21 protein-coding genes and 1 pseudogene are annotated in these 24,668 nt (G+C 73.2%); 9 read left to right on the forward strand and 13 right to left on the reverse strand.

Going from position 1 to position 24,668, the window contains the following annotated elements:
- Positions 1-52: 52 nt before the first annotated feature.
- From QFZ62_RS01870 to zapE, 6 genes and pseudogenes are all read right to left on the reverse strand, one after another.
- Entirely contained in the window at positions 53-871 is an 819-nt protein-coding gene (locus tag QFZ62_RS01870) for a putative protein N(5)-glutamine methyltransferase (protein WP_307501071.1), read from the reverse strand.
- A gap of 23 nt (positions 872-894) precedes the next feature.
- Positions 895-1,326 (reverse strand): MarR family transcriptional regulator, encoded by a 432-nt coding sequence (locus tag QFZ62_RS01875; protein ID WP_307501073.1) that lies wholly within the window; start codon positions 1,324-1,326, stop codon positions 895-897.
- 196 nt (positions 1,327-1,522) lie between these two features.
- Positions 1,523-2,362, reverse strand: coding sequence for an aldo/keto reductase (locus QFZ62_RS01880; RefSeq protein ID WP_307501074.1), 840 nt, complete (start codon positions 2,360-2,362; stop codon positions 1,523-1,525).
- A 166-nt stretch (positions 2,363-2,528) separates the two neighbouring features.
- Positions 2,529-3,326 (reverse strand): SDR family oxidoreductase, encoded by a 798-nt coding sequence (locus QFZ62_RS01885; RefSeq protein ID WP_307501076.1) that lies wholly within the window; start codon positions 3,324-3,326, stop codon positions 2,529-2,531.
- A gap of 137 nt (positions 3,327-3,463) precedes the next feature.
- Positions 3,464-4,751, reverse strand: a pseudogene (locus QFZ62_RS01890) (ammonium transporter).
- Positions 4,752-5,002: 251 nt separating this feature from the next.
- Positions 5,003-6,067: a cell division protein ZapE gene (gene zapE / locus QFZ62_RS01895; protein WP_307501078.1), complete on the reverse strand. Its 1,065-nt coding sequence runs from the start codon at positions 6,065-6,067 to the stop codon at positions 5,003-5,005.
- Between the two features lie 156 nt (positions 6,068-6,223).
- Between zapE and QFZ62_RS01900 the strand changes: the two genes are divergently transcribed.
- The 7 genes from QFZ62_RS01900 (at position 6,224) to QFZ62_RS01930 (ending at position 13,977) form a co-directional block, all read left to right on the forward strand.
- Complete coding sequence (locus QFZ62_RS01900; protein WP_307501081.1) at positions 6,224-7,135, forward strand: sulfurtransferase; 912 nt, start codon at positions 6,224-6,226, stop codon at positions 7,133-7,135.
- Entirely contained in the window at positions 7,132-7,572 is a 441-nt protein-coding gene (locus QFZ62_RS01905; RefSeq protein ID WP_307501083.1) for a SufE family protein, read from the forward strand. Before QFZ62_RS01900 ends, QFZ62_RS01905 begins: the two co-directional genes overlap by 4 nt.
- Positions 7,569-8,315: a dihydrofolate reductase family protein gene (locus QFZ62_RS01910; RefSeq protein ID WP_307501085.1), complete on the forward strand. Its 747-nt coding sequence runs from the start codon at positions 7,569-7,571 to the stop codon at positions 8,313-8,315. The genes QFZ62_RS01905 and QFZ62_RS01910 overlap by 4 nt, the downstream gene beginning before the upstream one ends.
- A gap of 94 nt (positions 8,316-8,409) precedes the next feature.
- Positions 8,410-9,006: a DUF3000 domain-containing protein gene (locus tag QFZ62_RS01915; RefSeq protein WP_307501086.1), complete on the forward strand. Its 597-nt coding sequence runs from the start codon at positions 8,410-8,412 to the stop codon at positions 9,004-9,006.
- Between the two features lie 383 nt (positions 9,007-9,389).
- Positions 9,390-10,568: an HRDC domain-containing protein gene (locus QFZ62_RS01920; protein ID WP_307507657.1), complete on the forward strand. Its 1,179-nt coding sequence runs from the start codon at positions 9,390-9,392 to the stop codon at positions 10,566-10,568.
- 71 nt (positions 10,569-10,639) lie between these two features.
- Positions 10,640-11,851 carry a thiolase family protein gene (locus QFZ62_RS01925; RefSeq protein ID WP_307501089.1) on the forward strand — a complete coding sequence of 404 codons (1,212 nt, stop codon included), beginning with the start codon at positions 10,640-10,642 and terminating at the stop codon, positions 11,849-11,851.
- Positions 11,848-13,977, forward strand: a complete 2,130-nt coding sequence (locus QFZ62_RS01930; RefSeq protein WP_307501091.1) for a 3-hydroxyacyl-CoA dehydrogenase NAD-binding domain-containing protein — start codon at positions 11,848-11,850, stop codon at positions 13,975-13,977. The genes QFZ62_RS01925 and QFZ62_RS01930 overlap by 4 nt, the downstream gene beginning before the upstream one ends.
- A 58-nt stretch (positions 13,978-14,035) precedes the next feature.
- Here QFZ62_RS01930 and dxs read toward each other — a convergent pair whose 3' ends face one another.
- From dxs to dut, 5 genes are all read right to left on the reverse strand, one after another.
- Positions 14,036-15,988 (reverse strand): 1-deoxy-D-xylulose-5-phosphate synthase, encoded by a 1,953-nt coding sequence (gene dxs / locus QFZ62_RS01935; protein WP_307501092.1) that lies wholly within the window; start codon positions 15,986-15,988, stop codon positions 14,036-14,038.
- A 114-nt stretch (positions 15,989-16,102) separates the two neighbouring features.
- A complete protein-coding gene (gene acnA, locus QFZ62_RS01940; RefSeq protein WP_307501095.1) occupies positions 16,103-18,916 on the reverse strand; it encodes an aconitate hydratase AcnA in 2,814 nt (937 codons plus the stop codon).
- 201 nt (positions 18,917-19,117) lie between these two features.
- On the reverse strand, positions 19,118-19,903 hold the full coding sequence (locus tag QFZ62_RS01945; RefSeq protein ID WP_307501097.1) for a DUF3159 domain-containing protein: 786 nt from the start codon (positions 19,901-19,903) through the stop codon (positions 19,118-19,120).
- A gap of 2 nt (positions 19,904-19,905) precedes the next feature.
- On the reverse strand, positions 19,906-20,595 hold the full coding sequence (locus tag QFZ62_RS01950; RefSeq protein WP_307501099.1) for a DUF3710 domain-containing protein: 690 nt from the start codon (positions 20,593-20,595) through the stop codon (positions 19,906-19,908).
- A complete protein-coding gene (gene dut / locus QFZ62_RS01955; protein ID WP_307501100.1) occupies positions 20,592-21,062 on the reverse strand; it encodes a dUTP diphosphatase in 471 nt (156 codons plus the stop codon). Before dut ends, QFZ62_RS01950 begins: the two co-directional genes overlap by 4 nt.
- A gap of 38 nt (positions 21,063-21,100) precedes the next feature.
- Here dut and QFZ62_RS01960 point away from each other — a divergent pair, with 38 nt between their 5' ends.
- Entirely contained in the window at positions 21,101-21,550 is a 450-nt protein-coding gene (locus QFZ62_RS01960; protein WP_307501101.1) for a DUF3093 domain-containing protein, read from the forward strand.
- A gap of 43 nt (positions 21,551-21,593) precedes the next feature.
- On the opposite strand, the gene QFZ62_RS01965 is transcribed toward QFZ62_RS01960, so the two are convergent.
- A complete protein-coding gene (locus tag QFZ62_RS01965) occupies positions 21,594-21,887 on the reverse strand; it encodes a DUF4193 domain-containing protein (RefSeq protein WP_012038342.1) in 294 nt (97 codons plus the stop codon).
- 325 nt (positions 21,888-22,212) lie between these two features.
- On the opposite strand from QFZ62_RS01965, the gene sepH reads away from it, so the two are divergent.
- Complete coding sequence (gene sepH, locus QFZ62_RS01970) at positions 22,213-23,409, forward strand: septation protein SepH (RefSeq protein WP_307501103.1); 1,197 nt, start codon at positions 22,213-22,215, stop codon at positions 23,407-23,409.
- Between the two features lie 43 nt (positions 23,410-23,452).
- Here sepH and QFZ62_RS01975 read toward each other — a convergent pair whose 3' ends face one another.
- Positions 23,453-24,592, reverse strand: a complete 1,140-nt coding sequence (locus QFZ62_RS01975) for an alkaline phosphatase family protein (protein ID WP_307501105.1) — start codon at positions 24,590-24,592, stop codon at positions 23,453-23,455.
- Positions 24,593-24,668: the final 76 nt, after the last annotated feature.

A 24,668-nucleotide genomic window follows, 5' to 3' on the forward strand; every position in this document is an offset into this window, starting at 1 on the left:
CGACGGATGCGGGGCCATCCAGCCGGGGGGAGGGCGGCCCTCGGCCGCCCGTTCAGCTCGTCCGACGCCCGAGGACCACGACGGTCCCGTCGTCGTCGTCGCCCGTCCCTTCCTCGACGTGGGCGGCGAGCCCGGCGGCCGCCATCGCGGCCCGCGCCGCGGCCTCCTGCGCGTCCGCGACCTCCAGGAGCACCACGCCGCCGGGGGCGAGCCAGCGCGGGGCCGCTCCGACGACGCGGCGCAGCACGTCGAGCCCGTCGTCGCCGCCGTCATGGGTCGCCACCGGCTCGTGCAGGCGGGCCTCGGGCGGCAGGAGCGCGAGGCCGGCGCGCGGGACGTAGGGCACGTTGGCGACGAGGACGCGGATCCGTCCGCGCAGGTCCGCGGGGAGCGCGTCCAGCAGGTCGCCCTGGTGCACAGCGGCCCCGCGCGGCACGAGGTTCTCCGCCGCGCAGGCGACGGCGACGGGATCGACGTCGGCCGCATGCAGGATCGCGCCCGGCACCTCGTCGGCGACCACCGCGCCGATCGCGCCGGAGCCGCAGCAGAGGTCGACGACGAGCGGATCCGGGATCCGGTGCGCCTCCGCGACGGCGGCGCGGGCCAGCCGCTCGGTGCGACGGCGGGGCACGAAGACGCCGGGGCGCACGATGATCCGTCGGCCGGCGAACGCGACCCACCCGAGGACGGTCTCGAGCGGCTCCCCCGCGACGCGGGCGGCGGTCATGGCCTCGAGCCCGGCGGCCCGGGCGCCGGACGCGTCGGCCGCATGGCGGTCGGCCGCCTCCGCGACGAGCAGCGCGGCCTCCTCCTCCGCGAAGACGCAGCCCGCCGCGCGCAGACGCGCGACCAGGGGCGCGGTGTCCGGCACGCTGTCCCGGCCGCGAGGCCCGCTCAGACGAGCTCCGTGCTGCCGAGGTGCTCGAGCAGCGCCGCGACGCGGACGAGGTCGTCCCCGCGCACCGGCGGCACGGCCTCGCGGGCGGCCCGCTGGAGCCAGGCGGCGCGAGCCGCGCGGACGCCGGAGAGGAGCGCGCGTCCCTCGTCCGTCAGGTGCAGGTGGGCACCGGCCTCGTCCTCCGCCTCCGCGACGAGGCCCTTGTGGAGGAGGGACGCGAGGCTCGGCACGGTGGCGGCGCGTGCGGTCCGCGTGTCGAGCGCGAGGGAGGCCCGATCGGTGCGCTCGGCCCCGTCCAGCCGCCGGAGGATGAGGACCTGGACCCCGGTGAGCCCGTCCCAGCTCGGGTCCACGGAGGCGTCGATGCGCTCCGTGACGGCGCTGAGGGCGTCGGCCAGGCGGGTCTGCGGGAGGGACGGATCGGTCATGGTTCTCCTGACGGTCGCGTGACCCGCCGGTCGCCGCTCGTGGCTCCGCCCGGGGCGTCGTGTGGCTCAGGCTAGCCCTCTCGTGCCTGCGTGACCGGGGCGGCGCCGAGGTCCGGGGCGACGAGGTCCGGACGCGACGACGCCCGCCGCGGCGGGAGCCGGGGCGGGCGTCGTGGTGCCGGCGGACCGGCGGGTGTCAGGACGGGTACTGCGTGAAGTCGGCCGTCGCCGGGTCGGCGCCCAGGCGCGTCCCGGTCTCCAGCGTGTCGATCTCGGCGAGCTCCTCGACGGACAGCTCGACCTCGATGCTCTGGAAGTTCTGGACGATGCGCTCGGGCGTGACCGACTTGGGGATCACGATGCGTCCCTGCGCGAGGTGCCAGGCGAGGACGATCTGCGCGGGCGTGGCGTCGTGCTGCTTCGCGAGGCGCGTGACGATCTCCGACTCGAGGTCGGCGCCCTGGCCGAGCGGGCTGTACGCCTCGACCTCGATGCCGCGCTCGACCGAGAAGGTCGAGAGGTCGTGCTGCTGGAACGTCGGGTGCACCTCGATCTGGTTCACCGCGGGCACGACGTCGGTCTCGGCGGCCAGCTTCTCCAGGTGCTCCGGGAGGAAGTTGGAGACGCCGATGGCGCGGATGAGGCCCTCGGCGTGCAGCGCCTCGAACGTCTTCCAGGTCTCGACGTACAGGCCGTGCTTCGGGTAGGGCCAGTGGATGAGGTAGAGGTCCACCGCGTCGACGCCGAGCTTCCGGCGGCTGTCCTCGAAGGCGGCGCGGGCGCTGTCCGTGCCCTGGTCGCCGTTGCGGAGCTTCGTGGTGATGAAGAGCTCCTCGCGCGGGATGCCCGTCGCCGCGATGGCGGCGCCGACGCCCTCCTCGTTGTAGTAGCCGGCTGCGGTGTCGATGTGGCGGTAGCCGGCCTCGAAGGCGCGCTCGACGGCCTGCTGGGTCTCCGCGGGCGGGGTCTGGAAGACGCCGAACCCGAGCTGCGGGATCGTGACGCCGTTGTTCAGGGTGATGAGGGGGGATGCCATGTGCTCTCGTCTTCTTCGTCTCGATGGTCACGGTGCGGGGTGCCGTGGTGCTCGTGCCCCGCGTCCTCCCACCGTACGCCCGGCTCGTTCTCGGACCACCGGCCGGGGCGGTCGCTCCGCTCCGAGCGAACAGGGTGGGCGCTCGCCGGATGGGCCGGCGTGCTGATCAGGCCGAGCGCCAGTCGTCGCTCGTGATGTGCGACCCGCCCTGCGGCCCCATCTGCAGCATCCCGCCGTCGACGGCCCAGGACGCGCCCGTGACGTAGCCGGCCGCGTCGGACGCGAGGAACGCGATGACGTCGGCGATCTCGTCGGCGTGGCCGGGGCGGCCGAGCGGGATGCCGGGGCGCGAGGCGCCGCGCGGGTCCTCGTCGGTCTGCCCCGTCATGGGCGTCGCGATCTCGCCGGGCGCGACGCTGTTGACGGTGATCCCATGCTGTCCGAGCTCGATGGCCGCGGTCTTCACGAGGCCGCCGAGGCCGTGCTTCGCGGCGTCGTAGGCGCTCGCGCCCACGCGCGGCTGGTGCTCGTGGACGCTGGTGACGGCGATGATGCGGCCACCCGCGCCCTTCTCCACCATGATCCGGGCGGCGGCCTGCATCACGACGAAGGCGCCGGTGAGGTCGACGTCGAGCACGTGGGTCCAGCTCGCCAGGTCGACCTCGAGGAACGGGGAGCTGTCGCCCGTCCCGGAGTTGTTGACGAGCACGTCGAGGCCGCCCAGCTCGCCGGCGAGCGCGGTGATCGCGCCGCCCGCCGTGGCGACCTCCGAGGTGTCGAGGCGCGCGGTGACGGCGCGGACGCCGTGGGCGCGCACCTCCTCGGCGGTGGCCTCGGCCCCCGCCTCGTCCTCGTGCCAGGTGATGCCCACGTCCAGGCCGGCCTTGGCCAGCGCGACGGCGGTGGAGCGGCCGATGCCCGAGTCGGCACCGGTGACGATCGCGGTTCTCGATGTGAAGTCCATGCTGCGAGTCAACGCCGTGCTGCCGCGGGTGCCAAGGCCTGCACCGCTCCCGGCCCGCGCGCGCACGGCCCGGACGACGGGACGGGCGCCGCCCTCTCGCGAGGTGCAGCGCCCGTCAGGTTGTGCGATGCGGCGGATCAGCGGCCGGAGGTCTCCAGCACGTAGCCCTCCTCGCCGTGGACGATCGTGTCGATGCCCGCGATCTCGTCCTCGTTCCTCACCCGGAAGCCCATGGTCTTCTGGATGGCGATGCCGATGAGGTACGAGAGCACGAACGAGTAGATCAGGACGGCGAAGGCGGCGAGCGCCTGCTTGCCCAGCTGCTCGAGCGAGCCCGAGTAGACGAGGCCCACGTCGGTGGCGAAGAGGCCGATGTAGAGCGTGCCGATGAGGCCGCCGATGAGGTGGATGCCCACCACGTCGAGCGAGTCGTCGAAGCCGAGCTTGAACTTCAGCTCGATGGCCATGGCGCAGACGGCGCCGGCGACCAGGCCGAGCACGATCGCCCACGTGGGCGACAGCGCGGCGCACGCCGGGGTGATGGCCACGAGGCCCGCGACGGCGCCGGACGCGGGCGCCGACCGAGGTGGGCTTGCCGTCGCGGATCTTCTCGACCACGAGCCAGCCGAGGATGGCCGCGGCGGGCGCCGCGATGGTGTTGAGGAACGCGATGGCGGCGATGCCGTCGGCCGCGAGCTCGGAGCCGGCGTTGAAGCCGAACCAGCCGAACCACAGCAGGCCCGCGCCGAGGAGGACGAACGGCGGGTTGTGCGGCACGTGCATGCCCTTGGCGAACCCGACGCGCTTGCCGAGGACGAGCGAGAGCGCGAGTGCCGCGGCCCCGGCGTTGATGTGGACCGCCGTGCCGCCCGCGAAGTCGATGGCGCCGACGTTGTAGGCGATCCAGCCGCCGTCGGTGACCGCGCCGTCGGCGAGCGTGAAGTTGAAGACCCAGCTGGCGACGGGGAAGTAGACGACCGTGGCCCAGACGCCCGCGAAGACCATCCACGCGCCGAACTTCGCCCGGTCCGCGATGGCGCCGGAGATCAGCGCGACGGTGATGATCGCGAAGGTCGCCTGGAAGGCGGCGAAGGCGAGCGTCGGGTAGGCGGAGGTCTGCTCGCCGAGGGCCGCCGTGTAGGCGTCGCCGAGGCCGAGCTGGCCGAGGTCGATGCCGAGGATGCCGTCGATGCCGACGAAGCGCGCGTTGCCCGCGGCGCCGTCCGGCCCGTTCCCGAACGTGACCGCGTAGCCGTAGAGCACCCAGAGCAGCCCGATGAGGCCCATGGCCCCGAAGCTCATCATCATCATGCTGATGACGCTCTTGGCCTTGACGAGTCCGCCGTAGAAGAACGCCAGACCCGGCGTCATCAGGAGGACCAGCGCCGCGGCGATCAGGAGGAAGGCGGTGTTGCCTTGATCCATGGTGTTTCACCTCTCGTAGATCGTGCAGGGGGTCGCACCGGACGAGGGCGAGCGGCCGCCCGTGTGGTCGGGAGGTTCGGCGCGAGCCGTGTGCCGGGTACGCGTCCAGTGTCCGGGGGCGAGGTTTCGCCGGCTCGCCGGACGTGTTTCGGGCGCGTTACACGGGTGCCGGCCGTGTGAACATCGTGTTTCCGCGCGCCTCGGGGGCGCTCCCGATCGACTCCCGTCCAGGTCGGACGGAGCGCGATGGGCTAGAGCTCGCGCCCCGCCGCGGTGAGGGAGATGAGCCGCGAGATCGCGCGCAGGTACTTCTTGCGGTAGCCGCCGGCGAGCATCTCCGCGGAGAACGCCTCGTCGAACGGGGTGCCCGAGGCGAGCAGCGGGATCTGCGCGTCGTACACGCGGTCGACGAACGCGACGAAGCGGAGCGCGTCGGTCTGGCCCTGCAGCTGCGTCACGTCGCGGAGCGCGATGACGTCGACGCCCTCGATGACCTTGACGTACTTGGAGGGGTGCAGCCGGGAGAGGTGCGCGACGAGCTCCGGGAAGCCGTCGACCGTCACCGACCGGCCGCCGGCCTGCGCGGCGTCGGCGCGCGCGTCGAGCGCGCCCGCGTCCACCGTGATCGCGTGGCCCTCGAAGGCGCGGCGGCGGTAGTCGAGGCCGTCGATGCGGATCGTGTCGAAGCGGTCGCTCATGGCCTGGATCTCGCGGAGGAAGTCGGCCGCGGCGAACCGCCCCTCCCCCAGCGCGTTCGGCGGGGTGTTGCTCGTCGCGGCGATCCGGGTGCCGTCGGCGACCAGGTCGGAGAGCAGGCGCGTCATCATCATGGTGTCGCCCGGGTCGTCGAGCTCGAACTCGTCGATGGCCACGAGCGTCGCTCCCCGGAGGATCCCGACGGCGCCCTGGTAGCCGAGGGCGCCCACCAGCGCCGTGTACTCGATGAAGGTGCCGAAGTACTTCGGTCCCGGCATGGCGTGCCAGAGGGACGCGAGCAGGTGGGTCTTGCCGACGCCGAACCCGCCGTCGAGGTAGACGCCGGGCTTCGCGGCAGGCGCCTTCCGGCGGGAGAAGAGGCCGCCGCGGGAGGCCTGGCGGTCGCCGGAGAACGCGCGGAGCACCTCGACCGCCTGCGCCTGCGTGTCGTACTCGGGATCGGGCCGGTAGGTGTCGAACCGCGCCTCGTCGAACTGGCGCGGCGGCACCAGGTGCGCGGCGATCTCCTCGCCCGAGATGCTCGGCGAGCGGCCGACCAGCGCGCCCGGCGCGGTGCCCTCCGCGTCGTGGCTCCGCGATCCGGTCTCGGCGTTCGTCACAGGTGGGTCTCCGGCTGTCATGGGAAGGTCCCGCGCATCGCGAACCGTTACCGTTGAGGGTGGTCGACGCGGCGCCCTCGGCGCCCGCGCGACACCCCAGACTAAACCGCGTCCCACCGAGCGCGGCCCCCGCGGCCGCGAGATCAGGAGAGCCCCATGGCCGTCGAGCCGGACACCACCCCCAGGTTCGCCGAGTACGCCCACCCGGAGCGCCTCGTCAGCGGCGACTGGCTCGAGGAGCGCCTCCAGGACGGCGCCCTCACGCCCGGCCTCGTGGTCGTGGAGTCCGACGAGGACGTGCTGCTGTACGAGACCGGCCACATCCCCGGCGCGGTCAAGCTCGACTGGCACACCGACCTCAACGACCCCGTGCAGCGCGACTACGTCGACGGCGAGCGCTTCGCCCAGCTCATGTCCGAGCGCGGCATCGCGCGCGACAGCACGGTCGTCATCTACGGCGACAAGAGCAACTGGTGGGCCGCGTACGCCCTGTGGGTGTTCACGCTCTTCGGCCACGAGGACGTCCGCCTCCTCGACGGCGGCCGCGACAAGTGGATCGCCGAGGGCCGCCCGACGACGACCGACCAGCCCGCGGTCGCCCCCGTCGAGTACCCGGTCGTCGAGCGCCGCGACGAGGAGATCCGTGCCTTCAAGGACGACGTCCTCGCGCACCTCGGCAACCCGCTGATCGACGTCCGCAGCCCCGAGGAGTACACGGGCCAGCGCACCACGGCGCCCGCGTACCCCGAGGAGGGCGCGCTCCGCGCGGGCCACATCCCCACGTCGCGCAACGTGCCGTGGGCCAAGGCCGCGGCCGAGGACGGCTCGTTCAGGAGCCGGGCCGAGCTCGACGCGGTGTACCGCGAGGGCGCAGGCCTCGGCGACGGCGACGACGTCGTGGTGCTCTGCCGCATCGGCGAGCGCTCCAGCCACACCTGGTTCGTGCTCACGCACCTGCTCGGCTTCGAGGGCGTCCGCAACTACGACGGCTCCTGGACCGAGTGGGGCTCCGCCGTGCGCGTGCCCATCGTGCAGGGCGCCGAGCCCGGGGAGCTGCCCTCCCGATGACCGGCTCCCCCGCGCTGCCCGCGGCGCTCGCCGAGATCCGCGACGACTTCCTCGCGCTCGGGCAGCGCGACCGGCTGCTGCTCCTGCTCGACTTCAGCAACGAGCTCCCGGCGCTGCCCGCGCACTACGCCGAGCATCCGGATCTCCTCGAGCGCGTCGAGGAGTGCCAGTCGCCCGTGTTCATGTTCGTGGACGTCGTCGACGGCGGCGTCCACGTCCACGCGCAGGCGCCGGCCGAGGCGCCCACGAGCCGCGGCTTCGCGTCGATCCTCGCCCAGGGGCTCGACGGGCTGGCGGCCGACGAGGTGCTCGCCGTGCCGGACGACTACCCGTCCACCATCGGGCTCGACGCCGCGGTCTCGCCGCTGCGCATGCGCGGGATGACGGCGATGCTCGGGCGCGTGAAGCGCCAGGTGCGCGAGCGGCTCGCGGGATGAGGATCACGCGGGTCCTCCCCGTCGCAGGAGCCGGCGGCACCGCCGCCTCGCGGGGGCTGGAGGACGACGGCACCCGCGCCTGGCTCGAGGACCTGTACCGTCCGCCCTCTCCCGACCACGTGCGGCTCAACTTCGTGGCCTCCGTCGACGGGAGCGTCGTCGGCGCCGACGGATCCTCCGACAACCTCAGCAGCGTCGTCGACCGGCGGATCCTCGGGGTCATCCGGGAGCTCGCCGACGTCGTCCTCGTCGGCGCGGGCACGGTGCGCGCCGAGCGGTACGTCCTGCCCCGCCGGACGCCGCTGGCCGTGGCGACCTCGACGGGCGACCTCGACGGGCACCGGTTCGACGCCGACGCCGCCGAGGGACGCCTCCTCGTGCTCTGCCCGCCCGAGGCGCGCGACCGGGCCGTCGCGACCCTCGGCGGCGTCCCCGCGGAGATCGTGCCCGTCCCGCTCGGTGCGGCGGCCGACGGCCGTCTCGGCGGCGACGACGTGGTCGACGCGCTACGCGGCCGCGGCCTCACGAGCATCGTGTGCGAGGGCGGGCCGGCGCTCGCCGCCGCGCTCCTCGCCGCGGGTCGCGTGGACGAGCTGTGCCTCACGACGTCGCCCGAGCTCGTCACCCCGCTCACGCCGCTGGTCCCCGCCGGCGTCGGCGTGCACGCGGCCCTGCGCCTGGAGCAGCTGCTCGTCGACGACGACCACCGCACCTACGCCCGCTGGGCAGTCGACCGGGGCTGATCCCCGTGGTCGCGCGGCCATCGCCGCTGCGGGGCGGGTCCGGCGTCGCGGCGTGGCTCCCGGACCCGGGCGCGGCGGACCCTAGTCTGCAGACGTGGTAGAGACCCGTGACAGTCCCGAGGATCCGCCCGAGTTCCGCGCGGCGCTCGACGCCCTGCGCCGCGCGACGACGCGGTCGGAGCTCGTGCTGACGGAGATCCCCTCGCCGTCGAGCAGCCTGGCCCCGTACGCCGTGGCCCTCGCGGCCGACGTGTCCCCGTCGGGCCACGCCGCGGACTCCGAGCTCGGCACGGGCCGCTTCATCCTCCTGCACGATCCCGAGGAGCCGGACGCCTGGGGCGGTGCCTTCCGCATCGTCTGCTTCGCGCAGGCGCCGCTCGAGACCGACATGGGCACGGATCCGTTCCTCGCCGACGTCGCGTGGTCGTGGCTCGTCGACGGACTCGCCTCCCGCGGCGCGCGCTACTCGGCGCCCTCGGGCACGGCGACCCGCATCATCAGCACCGGCTACGGCGAGCTGGCCCGTCAGGGCAGCGGCGCGAAGATCGAGCTCCGCGCCTCGTGGACCCCCGCGGACGCCGACGTGACCGCCCATGTGGAAGGCTGGGGGGAACTACTGTGCATGCTCGCCGGGCTGCCTCCCGCGGGCGAAGGAGTGACACTGCTATCAGCGCGACGCACCCGGACGTGAACGCCCCGTCCGACATCCCCGACCCCGACACCGCCACCCCGCCGCCTCCCGCGGCCCCGCTGAGCCGTCCCGCCATGGGCGCGTCGCTGTTCTCCGACGTCCCGGGCTCGACCGCCACGGACGCGGTCGTCGCCCGCACCCGGACCCAGCGGGAGCCGGCCGAGGAGGCGCTCACGCCCGCACCGGTTGCCGACCGTCCCGACGCCGACGCCGACGCTCCGGCCCTCGAGGGCGGACGACGCGGATCCTCGCGATCCGGGCGCCGGTCCTCCCCCGCCGCCGAGCCCGCCGGGCGACCCGTGGAGCAGCCGGCCGACGCCGACGCCGACGCCCCCGCGCGGGCGCCCCTCCGCGAGGTCACGGCCACGGGCGACCTCGCCGTCATCGACACGCGCGAGGACTACCTCCGCGCGGTCGAGGCCATCGCGGCCGGGACGGGCCCCATCGCCGTCGACGCCGAGCGCGCCTCCGGGTTCCGCTACAGCCAGCGCGCCTACCTGATCCAGGTGTTCCGCCGCGGCGCCGGCACCTTCCTCTTCGACCCGCCCGCCGTGGGCGACTTCTCCGAGCTCGACGCGGTCATCCGGGACGTGGAATGGGTCCTGCACGCGGCGAGCCAGGACCTCGCCTGCCTCCGCGAGGTGGGCCTCGACCCGCAGCGGATCTTCGACACCGAGCTCGCGTCGCGTCTCCTCGGGCTGCCGCGCGTCGGCCTCGGCACCGTGGTGGAGGAGCTGCTGGGGATCCACCTGGCGAAGGAGCATTCCGCCGCCGACTGGTCGACCCGTCCGCTCCCCCGCGCCTGGCTCGTCTACGCCGCCCTGGACGTCGAGCTCCTCGTCGACGTGCGCGACGAGATCGCCCGCCGGCTCGAGGAGCAGGGCAAGACCGCCATCGCGGAGCAGGAGTTCGCCGCCACCATCGCGAAGGAGGCGAAGCCCGCCCGCATCGAGCCGTGGCGTCGCCTCAGCGGGCTGCACGGCGTCCGCGGCGGCCGCAACCTCGCCGTCGCCAAGGAGCTGTGGGAAGCGCGCGACGCCTACGCGCGCGAGGTCGACACGAGCCCCGGTCGCCTCGTCCCCGACGGCTCGCTCGTCGCGGTCGCCCGCGTCCTCCCCCAGACCAAGCGCGACCTCGCCGCCGTCCGCGAGTTCTCGGGTCGGGCGAGCCGCAGCGAGATCGACCGCTGGTGGGCCGCCGTCGAGCGGGGCCTCGCGGCCACGGAGTTCCCGCAGCTGCGCGGCACGGGCGAGACCATGCCGCCGGCCAAGGCGTGGGCGGACAGGGACCCCGCCGCGGACCGCCGCCTGAAGCGCGCCCGCGTCGCCGTCCAGGAGGTCGCCACCTCCATGGCCGTGCCGCAGGAGAACCTGCTCACCCCCGAGGTCCTGCGCCGCGTCGCGTGGACGCCGCCCGCCGACCTCGCGCCCGAGGCGGTCGCCGCGGCGCTCGCGTCCTGGGGCGCCCGCCCGTGGCAGATCGAGGCGACGGCCGCTCCGGTGGCCGCGGCCTTTGTGGATGCGGACCAAGACGACGACGCGTCCGACGACGGGGCCTCGTAGGAACAGTCAACGGATTCGGCCTCCCATCGGCCCCTCCCTAGGGTGGGGGAAATCGATGCGAGGAGGCGTCAGTGGTCGAGAGAGCCGAAGTCTATTTCGTGGACGGGGTCCGCACCCCGTTCGGACGAGCGGGCGAGAAGGGCATGTACTGGCGGACCCGGGCCGACGACCTCGTCGTCAAGGCCATGATCGGGCTGCTGGAGCGGAACCCGCAGGTGCCGAAGGACCGGATCGACGAGGTCGCCATCGCGGCCACCACGCAGACGGGCGACCAGGGTCTCACCCTCGGCCGCACCGCCGCGCTCCTCGCGGGGCTCCCCCGCTCCGTCCCCGGCTTCGCCATCGACCGCATGTGCGCGGGCGCCATGACGAGCGTCACGGCGACCGCGGGCGGCATCGCGTTCGGCGCCTACGACCTCGCGATCGCGGGCGGCGTCGAGCACATGGGCCGTCACCCCATGGGCTTCGACGCGGACCCGAACCCAAGATTCCTCGCGGAGCGACTCGTGAGCGAGGACGCCCTCAACATGGGACGCACCGCCGAGCGCATCCACGACCGCTTCCCGACGCTCACCCGCGAGCGCGCCGACCGCTACGCGCTCGCCAGCCAGCAGAAGACGGCGCTCGCGTACGCCGCCGGCCACATCCAGCCGGACCTCGTCCCCGTCGCCACCCGGTCCGAGGAGGGCTGGGGCCTCGCGACCCGCGACGAGGCGATGCGGCCGGAGACCACCCTCGAGGGCCTTGCCGGCCTCCGCACCCCGTTCCGCCCGCACGGCCGCGTCACGGCCGGCAACTCGTCGGGCCTCAACGACGGCGCGACCGCCGCCCTGCTCGCGAGCGGCGACGCCGTCAAGGAGCTCGGCCTCGCCCCCAAGATGACCCTGGTGTCCTTCGCGTTCGCGGGGGTCGAGCCCGAGATCATGGGCATCGGCCCGGTCCCGAGCACCGAGAAGGCGCTGCGGAAGGCCGGGCTCACGATCGACGACATCGGCCTCTTCGAGCTGAACGAGGCGTTCGCGATCCAGGTGCTCAGCCTCCTCGATCACTTCCGTCTCGACGACGCCGATCCGCGCGTCAACGAGTACGGCGGCGCGATCGCCGTCGGCCACCCGCTGGCCTCCAGCGGCGTCCGGCTCATGAACCAGCTCGCGCGCCAGTTCGAGCAGCACCCCGAGGTCCGCTACGGCCTCACGGCGATGTGCGTCGGCCTCGGCCAGGGCGGCAGCGTCATCTGGGAGAACCCGCACTTCACCGGCAAGAGGAAGAAGAGGAACAAGTGACCGACACCAGCCGCTTCCGGGAGCTCGTGGCGCTCGATCCCGACGAGGTCGTCACGCACTCGCACGTCCGCGACGTGCCGCTGCCCTCGGGCGGCGTGCTGGCGCTCGTCACGCTCGACAACGGCCGCGACCACACCCGCCCGTCGACCCTGGGTCCCGCCACGCTCCTCGAGCTCGCGGACGCGCTCGACGGGCTGGCCGTCCGGGCCGCCGCCGGGGAGATCCGCGGCGTCGCCCTCACCGGCAAGCCGTTCATCCTCGCCGCGGGCGCCGACCTCAGCAAGGTCGGCGAGATCCCGAGCCGCGAGGTCGGCCGCCAGATGGCGCAGCTCGGCCACGACACCCTCGGCCGGCTGCACCGGCTGGGCGTGCCGTCGTTCACCTTCATCAACGGGCTCGCGCTCGGCGGCGGTCTCGAGATCGGCCTCAACTCCGACTACCGCACGGTCGACGCGTCCGTGCCGGCCGTGGCGCTGCCCGAGGTCTTCCTCGGGATCATCCCCGGCTGGGGCGGCGCCTGGCTGTTGCCGAACCTGATCGGGATCGAGAACGCCCTCAAGGTGATCATCGAGAACCCGCTGAAGAACAACCGCACCATGAAGGCGGCGGACGTGATGGAGCTCGGCATCGCCGACGCGTCCTTCCCGTCGGCGTCGTTCCTCGAGCAGTCGATCCGCTGGGCCGACGGCGTCCTCTCCGGCGCGATCGAGGTGAAGCGGCCGAACGCCCCCGGACGACTGGAGCGCATCGCCAAGTGGGACGTCGCGATCGGCATCGCGCGGAGGTCGCTCGAGCAGCGCATCGGCACGGTCGCGCAGTCGCCGTACCGCGCCCTCGACCTGCTGCAGGCCGCCAAGCGGAGCACCCGCGAGGAGGGCTTCGCCGCCGAGGACGAGGCCCTCGCCGACCTCATCTCGGGCGACCAGTTCCGCGCCAGCATCTACGCGTTCGACCTCGTCCAGAAGCGCGCCAAGCGGCCCGCGGGAGCCCCCGACAAGGAGCTCGCCCGCCCGGTCACCAAGGTAGGCGTCGTCGGCGCCGGCCTCATGGCGTCGCAGTTCGCGCTGCTGTTCGTCCGTCGCCTGCAGGTGCCCGTGATCATCACCGACCTCGACCGGGCGCGCGTCGACGCGGGCGTCGCGGGCATCCACGGCGAGATCCGGAAGCTCGCCGAGAAGGGGCGCATCTCCCCCGACGAGGCGAACCGGCTCACGGCGCTCGTCACGGGCACGACCGACAAGGCCGACTTCGCCGACGCGGACTGGGTCATCGAGGCCGTGTTCGAGGAGCTGGGCGTGAAGCAGGCGGTGTTCGCCGAGATCGAGCAGCACGTGTCCGAGACGGCGATCCTCGCCACCAACACGTCGAGCCTCTCGGTCGAGCGGATCGCCGAGCGCCTGGCGCACCCCGAGCGGGTCGTCGGCTTCCACTTCTTCAACCCGGTGGCCGTCATGCCGCTGATCGAGGTCGTGCGCACCCCGCAGACGACCGACGAGACGCTCTCGACGGCGATGCAGGTGGCGCGGAAGCTCAAGAAGAACGCGGTCATCACCCGGGACACCCCGGGCTTCGTGGTGAACCGGATCCTCGCCAAGGTGCTCGGCGAGGCCATGCACGCGGTGGACACGGGCACGCCGTTCGAGGTCGTCGACCGGTCGCTCGCGCCGTTCGGCCTGCCGATGACGCCGTTCGAGCTGCTCGAGCTGGTCGGCCTCAAGGTCGGCGCGCACGTGCTCGACACCCACCACGCCGCCTTCCCGGACCGCTTCTTCGAGAGCCCCAACCTGCACCGTCTCGCCGAGCTCGGCCGCATCTACGCGCGGGACGCCAAGGGACGGGCCACGGGCTTCGACAAGGAGGCCGTGCGCATCGTGAAGGGCGGCGACTCGCCCATGACGGCCGAGGAGATCCGCGCGCGCGTGGAGACCGGGCTCGCCGACGAGGTGCACCGCATGCTCGACGACGACGTGGTGCACGCGGCCGAGGACATCGACCTGTGCCTCATCCTCGGCGCCGGCTACCCGTTCCAGATGGGCGGCCTCACGCCCTACCTCGACCGCGTCGGCGCGAGCGAGCGGGCGTTCGGCGACACGTTCCACCACCCGCCCATCCGCGGCGTGGCGTAGCGACCGCACGCGAGAGGGCCCGGCCGCATCGGCCGGGCCCTCTCGCGTGCGCGGGCGGTCAGGCCTGCTCGTCGTCCTCGCGCGCGATGGACACGCGCTCCCCGTCCTCGGGCAGCGGCCGGGCGGCGGGCACACGGCTTCCGAGCACCTGCGCGACGACGTCGCGCGCGATGTGCTGCGGCGTGAGCCCCACGCGCTCGAGGATCTCCGAGCGGGTGCCGTGGTCGAGGAACTCGTCCGGGAGGCCCAGCTCGGTCACGCCCGTGTCGATGCCGGCCTCGCGGAGGTCCTGGCGGATCCGCGTGCCGATGCCGCCGACCACGACGCCGTCCTCGATGGTCACCACGAGCCGGTGTCTGCGGCCGAGCTCGACGACGCTCCGCGGGACGGGCACGACCCAGCGCGGGTCGACCACGGTGGCGCCGATGCCCTGCGCGGCGAGGCGCTCGGCGACCTCGATGCCCATGGTCGCCATGGGCCCCACGGTGACGATGAGCACGTCCTCGGACGAGGACTCGTACAGCACGTCCACGCCGTCGGGGAGCCGGCGGATCGCCTCGATCTCGTCGCCGACGCTGCCCTTGGAGAAGCGCACCACGGTGGGCGCGTCGTCGACCTTCACGGCCTCGCCCAGCTCCTCGCGGAGCCGCGTGGCGTCGCGCGGGGCGCTCAGCCGGATGTGCGGCACGATCTGCAGCAGCGCGAGGTCCCACATGCCGTGGTGGCTGGGACCGTCCGGCCCGGTGACGCCCGCGCGGTCGAGCACGAAGGTCACGCCGGCGCGGTGCAGCGCGACGTCCATGAGCACCTGGTCGAACGCGCGGTTGACGAAGGTGGCGTAGAGCGCGACGACGGGGTGCAGGCCGCCGTACGCGAGGCCGGCGGCGCTCGTGACGGCGTGCTGCTCCGCGATGCCGACGTCGTGCACGCGGTCGGGGTGCTTCTCGGCGAAGCGGTGGAGGCCCACGGGACGGAGCATGGCGGCGGTGATCCCGACGATGCGCGGGTCCTCGTCGGCGAGGGCCAGGATCTCGTCGGCGAACACGCTCGTCCAGCTCACGGCCTGCGAGGGATCGATGGGCTCGCCCGTCTCGGGGTCGATCTGCCCCACCGCGTGGAACTGGTCGGCCACGTCGCGACGGGCGGGCTCGTATCCGCGCCCCTTCTCCGTGATGGCGTGCACGATGACGGGTGCGCCGTAGTCGCGCGCCTGCCGGAGCGCCTCCTCCATGGCCGCCTGGTCGTGCCCGTCGATGGGACCCAGGTACTTGATGTCGAGGTTCGAGTACAGCGCCTCGTTGTCCGTCACGCGGGTGAGGAACCCGTGCAGCCCGCCGCGGAGGCCGCGGTAGAGGCTGTCGCCGGGCGCCCCGAACACGCCGAAGACCCGCTGGCTCGTCTCGTAGAGCCCGCGGTAGGTGCGGCGCGTGCGCACGGTGTTGAGGAACCGGGCCATGCCGCCGATGGTCGGCGCGTAGGAGCGGCCGTTGTCGTTGACGACGATGATGAGCTTCCGCGTGTTGTCGTCGGAGATGTTGTTGAGCGCCTCCCACGTCATGCCGCCGGTGAGCGCGCCGTCGCCCACCACCGCGACCACATGGCGGTCGATCTGCCCGGTGATCTCGAAGGCGCGCGAGATGCCGTCGGCCCAGCTGAGCGAGCTCGACGCGTGCGAGCTCTCGACGATGTCGTGCTCGGACTCCGCGCGCTGCGGGTAGCCCGCGATGCCGCCCGACTCGCGCAGTCGCGAGAAGTCCTGGCGGCCCGTCAGGAGCTTGTGGACGTAGGACTGGTGGCCGGTGTCGAAGACGATGGGATCCTTGGGCGAGTCGAACACCCGGTGGATCGCGAGCGTCGTCTCGACGACGCCGAGGTTCGGCCCCAGGTGGCCGCCCGTCTTGGAGACCTCCGCGACGAGGAACTGCCGGATCTCCACGGCGAGCTCGAGCATCTGCTCGGGGCTCAGCCGGTCGAGGTCCCGGGGTCCCGTGATCGTCTCGAGGATTCCCATGCTGACCGCCTTCCATCGGACGCCATGTCGCGACGTCCGCCTCATCGAGTGTACGCAGGGCCCTGCATGCACGAAGGAGGCCGGGCGTCGCCGCCCGGCCTCCTCAGCCTGCTGTTACGCGACCAGGCTGCGCAGCACGTACTGCAGGATGCCGCCGTTGCGGTAGTAGTCCGCCTCGCCGGGGGTGTCGATGCGCACGACCGCGTCGAACTCCACCGTCTCCTTGCCCGCGGGCGAGTCGGAGGTGGGCGCCGCGACGACGCGCACCGTGCGGGGCGTGGTGCCCGAGTTCAGCTCCTCGAGTCCCGTGATGCTGATCTCCTCGGTGCCGTCGAGCCCGAGCGTGTCCCAGGTCTCCCCCGCGGGGAACTGCAGCGGGACGACGCCCATGCCGATGAGGTTCGAGCGGTGGATGCGCTCGAAGCTCTCGGTGATGACCGCCTTGACGCCCAGCAGGCTCGTGCCCTTGGCCGCCCAGTCGCGCGACGAGCCGGAGCCGTACTCCTTGCCGCCCAGGATGACGAGCGGGGTGCCCGCCGCCTGGTAGTTCTGCGCCGCGTCGTAGATGAACGACTGCGGGCCGTCGGGCTGCGTGAAGTCGCGCGTGTAGCCGCCCTCGACGCCGTCGAGCAGCTGGTTGCGCAGGCGGATGTTCGCGAACGTGCCGCGGATCATGACCTCGTGGTTGCCGCGACGCGAGCCGTAGGAGTTGTAGTCCTTGCGCCCGACGCCGTGCTCCTCGAGGTAGTGGCCCGCGGGGCTGTCCGCCTTGATGGACCCGGCGGGGCTGATGTGGTCGGTCGTGACCGAGTCGCCGAGCTTCGCGAGGACGCGTGCACCGGCGATGTCCGAGACCGGCGTGGTCTCCATCGTCATGCCCTCGAAGTACGGGGGCTTCCGCACGTAGGTCGACTCGGCGTCCCACTCGAACGTCGCGCCCGTGGGCGTCGGGAGCGAGCGCCAGCGCTCGTCGCCGTCGAAGACGCCGGCGTACTGGTGCGTGAACATCCCGGTGTCGATGGAGCTGTCGATGGTCGACTGGACCTCGTCGGCGTCGGGCCAGATGTCCTTGAGGAACACGTCGTTGCCGTCGGCGTCGGTGCCGAGCGCGTCGGTGTCGAAGTCGAAGTTCATCGACCCGGCCAGCGCGTACGCGATCACCAGCGGCGGGCTCGCGAGGTAGTTCATCTTCACGTCGGGGTTGATGCGGCCCTCGAAGTTGCGGTTGCCCGAGAGGACGGCCGTGACGGCGAGGTCGTTGTCCTGCACCGCGGCGGAGATCTCGTCGAGCAGCGGGCCGGAGTTGCCGATGCAGGTGGTGCAGCCGTAGCCGACCGTGTAGAAGCCGAGGTCCTCGAGGTAGGTCGTGAGCCCGGACTTCTCGTAGTAGTCGGTGACGACCTTCGACCCGGGCGCGAGCGTGGTCTTCACCCACGGCTTGGCCTTCAGGCCCTTCTTGCTGGCGTTGCGGGCGAGCAGCCCGGCCGCGAGCATGACCGACGGGTTGGACGTGTTGGTGCAGGACGTGATGGCCGCGATGGCGACCGCGCCGTGGTCGAGCGTGAAGTCGCGCCCGTCGTCGAGCGTGACGCGCGTGGGCTTCGTGACCGAGGCGGGGCTCTGCGACGCGTGGTGCGTCGCGTGCATCGAGTGCTCGTCCTCCGGCTGCAGCTCCCCCGGGTCGGACGCCGGGAAGCTCATGGCGCTCGCGAGGTCGACGATGTCGTGGTCCGTCTGCGCGTAGTCGTTGAGGTCGCGCTCGAACTGCGACTTCGCGTCGGTCAGCTCGATGCGGTCCTGCGGGCGCTTGGGGCCGGCGATGGAGGGGACGACCGTGGAGAGGTCGAGCTCCAGGTACTCGCTGAACGCGGGCTCCACGTCGGCGTCGTGCCAGAGGCCCTGCTCCTTCGCGTACGCCTCGACCAGCGCGACCTGCTCCTCGCTGCGGCCGGTGAGGCGCAGGTACTCGAGGGTGACGTCGTCGATGGGGAACACCGCGGCGGTCGAGCCGAACTCGGGGCTCATGTTGCCGATGGTGGCGCGGTTCGCGAGCGGGACGGCGCCGACGCCGGTGCCGTAGAACTCCACGAACTTGCCGACGACGCCGTGCTTGCGCAGCATCTGCGTGATGGTGAGCACCACGTCGGTCGCGGTGACGCCCGTGGGGATCTCGCCCGCGAGCTTGAAGCCGACGACCTTGGGGATGAGCATCGACACGGGCTGGCCGAGCATGGCCGCCTCCGCCTCGATGCCGCCGACGCCCCAGCCGAGGACGCCGAGTCCGTTCACCATGGTGGTGTGCGAGTCGGTGCCGACGCAGGTGTCGGGGTAGGCCTGCAGGACGCCGCCCACCTCGCGCGTCATGGTGACGCGGGCGAGGTGCTCGATGTTGACCTGGTGGACGATGCCGGTGCCGGGCGGGACGACCTTGAAGTCCTCGAACGCCGTCTGGCCCCAGCGGAGGAACTGGTACCGCTCGCCGTTGCGCTCGTACTCGATGTCGACGTTGCGCTCGAGCGCGTCCTCGGAGCCGAAGAGGTCCGCGATGACCGAGTGGTCGATGACGAGCTCGGCGGGCGCCAGCGGGTTGATCCTCGTGGGATCGCCGCCGAGCTCGCCGACCGCCTCGCGCATGGTGGCGAGGTCGACGATGCAGGGCACGCCGGTGAAGTCCTGCATCACGACGCGGGCGGGCGTGAACTGGATCTCGGTGTCGGGCTCGGCCTCGGGCGCCCAGTCGCCGAGGGCGCTGATCTGGCTGCCGGTGACGTTCTTCCCGTCCTCGGTGCGGAGCAGGTTCTCCAGCAGCACCTTGAGGCTGAACGGGAGACGCTCGTGGCCCGCCACGGTGTCGATGCGGTAGATCTCGTAGTCGGTGTCCCCGACGCGGAGTGTGTCCTTCGCGCCGAAGCTGTTGATTGCAGACACGTGGCCCTCTTCCCTCGCTGGATGGGCGCGGAACTCGATTCCGCCCGTCATCCGATCTTGGTCGCCCGCCGCGGCCGGGTCCAGTAAGGCGACCCTGATCGGGCACGCCGACGCGGGCGGGGACGGCGCCGATGTATCTCGACGTCGAGATGAATCTATCACCGCCCGGGCCGGACGGGCCCGCGGCGCGCGGCGCGCGGGTCAGGCGGCGGTCGGGGCCGCGGGGTCCTTCGCGTAGACGGCGCGCACGAACAACCACGACAGCACGAGGAGCACGCCGTAGAGCGGCGTCCCCATCACGAGGCGGGCGACGCCGAGCGCGTCGATCGAGTCGGCGAGGTAGAGCGGGAGCTGCACCGCGAGCCGCAGCGCGAAGAAGCCGACCCACACGAGCGTGAGGAGGCGGAGCGCCCGGGCCTTCCTGCGGTCCTGCCGCCATGCCGTGCCGTCGCCCATGAGGAAGCCCACGGCCACCCCGACGAGCGGCCAGCCGACCACGACCGAGACGAGCAGCACCGCGAAGTACGCGCCGTTCGTCCAGAGGCCGAGCGCGTAGAAGTCGCGTCCCTCCCCCGAGCGCAGCGCCAGGAGGGCGGAGATGACGATGCCGACGAGTCCGCCCACCGCGGGCGCCACGGCGGAGCGCTGGACCATCCGCGCCACGACGGCCGCGACGGCGACCACGACCGGCACCGCGACCGAGAGCACGATGTCGCGCGTGAACGTGAAGGCGATGAGGAAGAGGAGCCCGGGGACGATCGCCTCGAGGACGCCGCGCGCGCCGCCCATGGCGCCGAGGAGGGCGGATGCGGTCATCGTCTCGCCGCGCGCCGCCTGTCCGAGGCCCGCGCGCTCGGCCGCCTGCGCCATGCCGGCGCCGATGGCCTCGCGGGGTGCGGGCGTGCGGGCATCGGGATCGACGGGCGTCGCGTCCTCGGCGGCCGGGTCACGCGCGGGATCGTGCCCGGCCGGGCCCTTCCCCGTCACGCTCAGGAGCCCAGCGCGGGGGCGGGGCTCTCGCCCGCGGGAGCCCCGCCCGGGGTGGTGCCGACCTGGGCGGCCGGCATCTTCAGGGGGATGAGGTCGCGCGGGGGCATCGGGGAGGATCCGCGGACCACGACGACGCTGCGGAACAGGTCCTCGACGGCGGCGGCGGCCTCGGGGTCGGCGACGGCGCGGCCGGTGATGACGCCGCGCAGGAACCAGCGCGGCCCGTCGACGCCGATGAAGCGCGCCTCGCGTGTGCTCGCCGCGGGCTGGTCGGGCTGCTGCACGACCGGGATGACGGCGTGGAGCTCGGGGCCGAAGGGGCCGTCGGCCAGGCGGGTCGTGCCGCCCTGCCTCTGGATCTGCTCGCCGATGGTCGTGCGGATCTCGTGCCACAGCCCGCTCGAACGGGGCGCCGCGAACGGCTGCACCTGCAGGCTGGAGTCGGCGAAGTCGAGGCCGACCGCGACGACCTGCTGCGTGCCCTCCGCGACCTCGAGGCGGAGGTGCAGGCCCTCGCGGGGCAGGATCTTGATCCCGCCGAGGTCGACGTAGGGGCGGACCGGGTTCGCCTCGGTCTCGTCGAGCGGACCCTCGTCGGCACGGTCGTCAGGGGCGGACTTGGCATCCAGGACGTGCTCGGCGTCGTCCGCGACGGCGTCGTCCGGCTGGTTCGCGTTCTCGTCGGTCATGTTCGGTCTCCTGTGTCTCGGACGGGGAGGGCGCCGGTGCCCGTGGAGCCGAAGCCCCCCGAGCCGCGGTGGCTCCCGGGCAGCTTCTCGACGGGCACGAAGCGCACCCGGCTGACGGGCATGACGACGACCTGCGCGATGCGGTCGCCGACCGCGACATCGTACGGGGCGTGGGCGTCGGTGTTGAGGAGCGTCACCCGGATCTCGCCGCGGTAGCCCGCGTCGACGGTCCCGGGGGCGTTCACGATCGTGATCCCGTGGCGCGCGGCGAGGCCGCTGCGGGGGAGGACGAAGGCGGCGTAGCCGTCCGGGAGGGCGATCGACACGCCGGTCCCCACGGTCGCGCGCTGACCGGGCTCGAGGCGGAGGGACTCCGCGCTCACGAGGTCCGCGCCGGCGTCGCCGGGATGCGCGTAGGCCGGGATCGGGGCGTCGCCCGCGATGAGGACGTCGACGGGATCGGGCACGGTCCGAGGCTAGTGCAGGAATCTGATCGAATAGGCGCATGCATGCGTCCCCCTACAGGGAGCGGCTGTGGCCGGCTCCCTGGCTCTTCGTCGCCACCGCCCTCGTCATCCCCGCGAGCCTGCTCGTGTTCCTCCCCATCAGCGTCCTCGCCGGGGTGGTCGTCGCGATCGTGCTCTACGCGGGCGTGGTGGCGACCCTGGTGCTCACGAGCCCGGTGATCGAGGTGGTCGACGGGCGGCTGCGGGCGGGACGCGCGACCATCGACGTCGACCAGCTGGGCGAGCCCGAGGGGTTCCGGTCCGCCGAGGCCACCGCGGAGCGCGGCACCCGGCTGCACGCGCGGGCGTACCTCGTGATCCGCGGCTGGGTGGATCCGGTGGTGCGGGTGCCGCTCCTCGACACGGCGGACCCGGCTCCCTACTGGCTCCTCTCCACCCGGACCCCGGAACGACTGATCGCCGCGATCCGGGGATCGCGGCGATCATGACGTTCGGTGGAGGGACATCCCTCCTGCTGGTGGCCCGGCGTCGCTAGGCGGCGCACTCCTGGCAGATGGGGCCGAGCTTCTCCTGGTGGTCGATCTGCGAGCGGTGCTTCACGAGGAAGCAGCTGACGCAGGTGAACTCGTCGGCCTGCGGCGGGAGCACCACCGTCTCGAGCTCGAGGTCGGAGAGGTCGGCTCCGGCGAGGTCGAAGCTCCCGGGGTTGTCGGCATCGTCGACGTCCACGACCCCGGACATGCGGTCCGGGACGCGCTCCTTGAGAGCCTCGATCGAGTCGGAGTCGTCCTCCGTCTTGCGCGGGGCGTCGTAATCAGTTGCCATTCCTGTCCACTTCTCGAATAACCGCCGAACGGAATCGGCGGGCACAGTTTGCATGAATCGCATCCGGATAGCAAACCGTCGGAGGACCCCTGTCGGGGCCCCTGATCGGCGGTTTGGATGCGGGGAGCAGGCCCGTCGCCGGGCCGCGGACGCGGACTCACACGGTACACCGTTCGCGCACTAACTGAGTGCCGTCCCGGGCGGTGATCCCGCCTCCCGGCGCTCTCGTCCCATGCAAGTCGCGGCGCGCCACGCGTATTCCCCGGAAGAGGGGCCGACTCGTGCCATCGTGAATCGTCCAGTGAGCGCGAGAGGCGTGGAACACATGCAGGATCTGAAGATCGTCGGAGTCGAGGACGGCGCCCTCGTCGTCGAGACCGCGGGAGGTGAGCGGCACCGCCTCGTCATGGACGACTCCTTCCGCCAGGCGCTGCGTCGCCAGTCCGACGGCGCCGCCACCACGCGCAAGGCCGCGCCGCGCATCATCCAGTCGTTCATCCGCCAGGGCATGAGCGCCGAGGACGTGGCGCGGGAGACCGGCGCATCCGTCGAGTACGTCCGGAAGTTCGAGGGGCCGGTCGTCGCCGAGCGCGAGCACGTCGTGCGCAGCGCGATGAAGGTCCCCGTGCACACGGCCATCGAGGTCGACCCCATGGGCCAGGGCACGCTCTTCGGCCAGGTCATCGAGGACCGCCTCGAGTCGCTCGGCGCCGTCGACGTGCGCTGGAGCAGCTGGAAGGAGCAGCTGGGCGGCTGGGTCGTGAAGGTCGCGTTCACCTCCGAGGAGATCGACCACGACGCCCGCTGGTCGTACGACGCCAAGAAGCACGCGCTCTCCCCCGCCAACAACGAGGCCATCACGCTCTCGCAGCAGGGCGAGATCCGCGGCGCCCTCATCCCCCGCCTCCGGGCCCTGCCGCCCGAGGCCGTGGACACGCACCAGGAGGACGGCGTCACGCGCTTCGACAGCGGCGCGTTCCGCCTGCCCGAGACCTCCGCGTCCGCCACCCAGGACACCGCCCCCCAGCAGTGGGAGACGCCGCGCCGCGACGAGGGCGCGTCGGTCTCGCACCTCGGCCGGCAGGGCAACCACCCCGCCGGCACGCAGCAGCCCGCGCGCGTCGCGCAGGTCGAGCTGAACGAGACGGCCGACCTGCTGGAGGCTCTGCGTCGTCGGCGCGGCGAGCGGGAGCCCGTGCCGCGCGACGACGAGGGCGACGACGTCGTCGACGAGGCCCCGGCGCCCGCACCCGCTCCGGCGGCCCGGCGCGACGAGCCGCTGTCCCGCCCGCGCGGCGGCCAGCGCTCGGTGCCCCCGCTCCGCTCCGCCGTGATCCCCGGCATCGGCCGCGTCGACCCGGGCCGTGACCGCGCCGACGCCGAGGACGACGGCCTGCGCACCCCGCCCTCCGGCGAGGGCCGAGGATCCGGCAAGCCCTCCGGCCGTCGCGGACGCACCGCCATGCCCAGCTGGGACGAGATCGTGTTCGGCGCCCGCAGCGACGACGACCACCTGGCCTGATCCCCCGCCGCCGCGGGTGCCCGGGACGGCGGGGCCGCCGGGGTCAGCCGCGCGCGAACGCGCCGGCGCGGATGAGCGGCACCAGGCGCTCCTCGTCGGAGAAGGATCCGTGCTGCCCGACCATGCGACGGGCGCCCTGGTCCCGGGGTCGCCCGTCGTAGTAGGCGATGAGGGCGCGCGTGGCGACCACGACGTCGCCGATGCGCTCGGCGACGCCCGACCGCAGCGGCCCGTACCAGTCGGCGGCGATCGCCTCCGCGCGCGTGGCCACGTGGGCTCGCGTGCCCTCGGAGGCGCGCCAGGCCGAGGCGAGCGCGTCAGCGTCCGTGCCGGGTTCGAGGTGCAGGTGCAGGCAGCGCGGCTCCCCCGCGACGTGGCGGACGCCCGCGACCAGCTCCGGCACCCGGTCGAACAGCACCTGGGACTCGGCGGGCACGTCCACGATCCCGTGGTCCGCCGTGATGAGCACGCCTTCCCGCGGGCCGAGACCGGCGAGGAACGGACCGGCGGCCGCGTCGAGCTCCTCGAGGCCGCGCAGCCAGCGGTCCGACTGCCAGCCGTGCGCGTGCGCGGCCTGGTCGAGCTCCGGGACGTAGAGGTAGACCAGCGCGCGGGGGGTCCGGTCGAGCAGGGCGCGCGTCGCGGTGAAGCGGTCCGCGATGGACTCGGCCGCGACGAAGGTCGCGCCGCGGAGCGCCGCGCGGGAGAAGCCGGACCCGGCGTAGCGCGCCGCGCCCACGACGAAGGCGGGGACACCCGCGGCGGTCGCGCGCTCGAACGTCGTCGGCACGGGCTGCCACTCCTCGGGCACGCTCCGCGCGTCCCAGCCGGAGAGGAGCTTGAGGACCCGGTCGTGCGCGGGATCCAGGGCGCTGTAGCCGACGAGGCCGTGCTCGCCCGCGCGCACGCCGGTCGTGAGCGAGGTGATGCTCGCGGCGGTCGTCGTGGGGAAGCCCACGTCGACGACGTCCTTCTTCCGCCAGTCCTGCACGAGGTGGCGGGCGTGGCCGGCGCGGGCGCGGAGGGCCGCGGATCCGAGGCCGTCCACGAGGACCACGACCGCGCGGTCGACGGGCGGGAGGCCGGCCTCCGATGCCTCCCCCGCGAGGGCGGCGAGGCAACCCGGCATCACCGCGGTGAGGCTCATCCGGGCGGATCCGGGCGCCGGTAGCATGGGGGCCATCCGGCCCAGTCTGCCACAGCAGCCCGGCGCGCATCCGCGTCACGACGCCGATCGACGCAGCGCCGATCCCGACCCA

The organism is Clavibacter sp. B3I6, assembly GCF_030816895.1.
Lineage (GTDB): Bacteria > Actinomycetota > Actinomycetes > Actinomycetales > Microbacteriaceae > Clavibacter.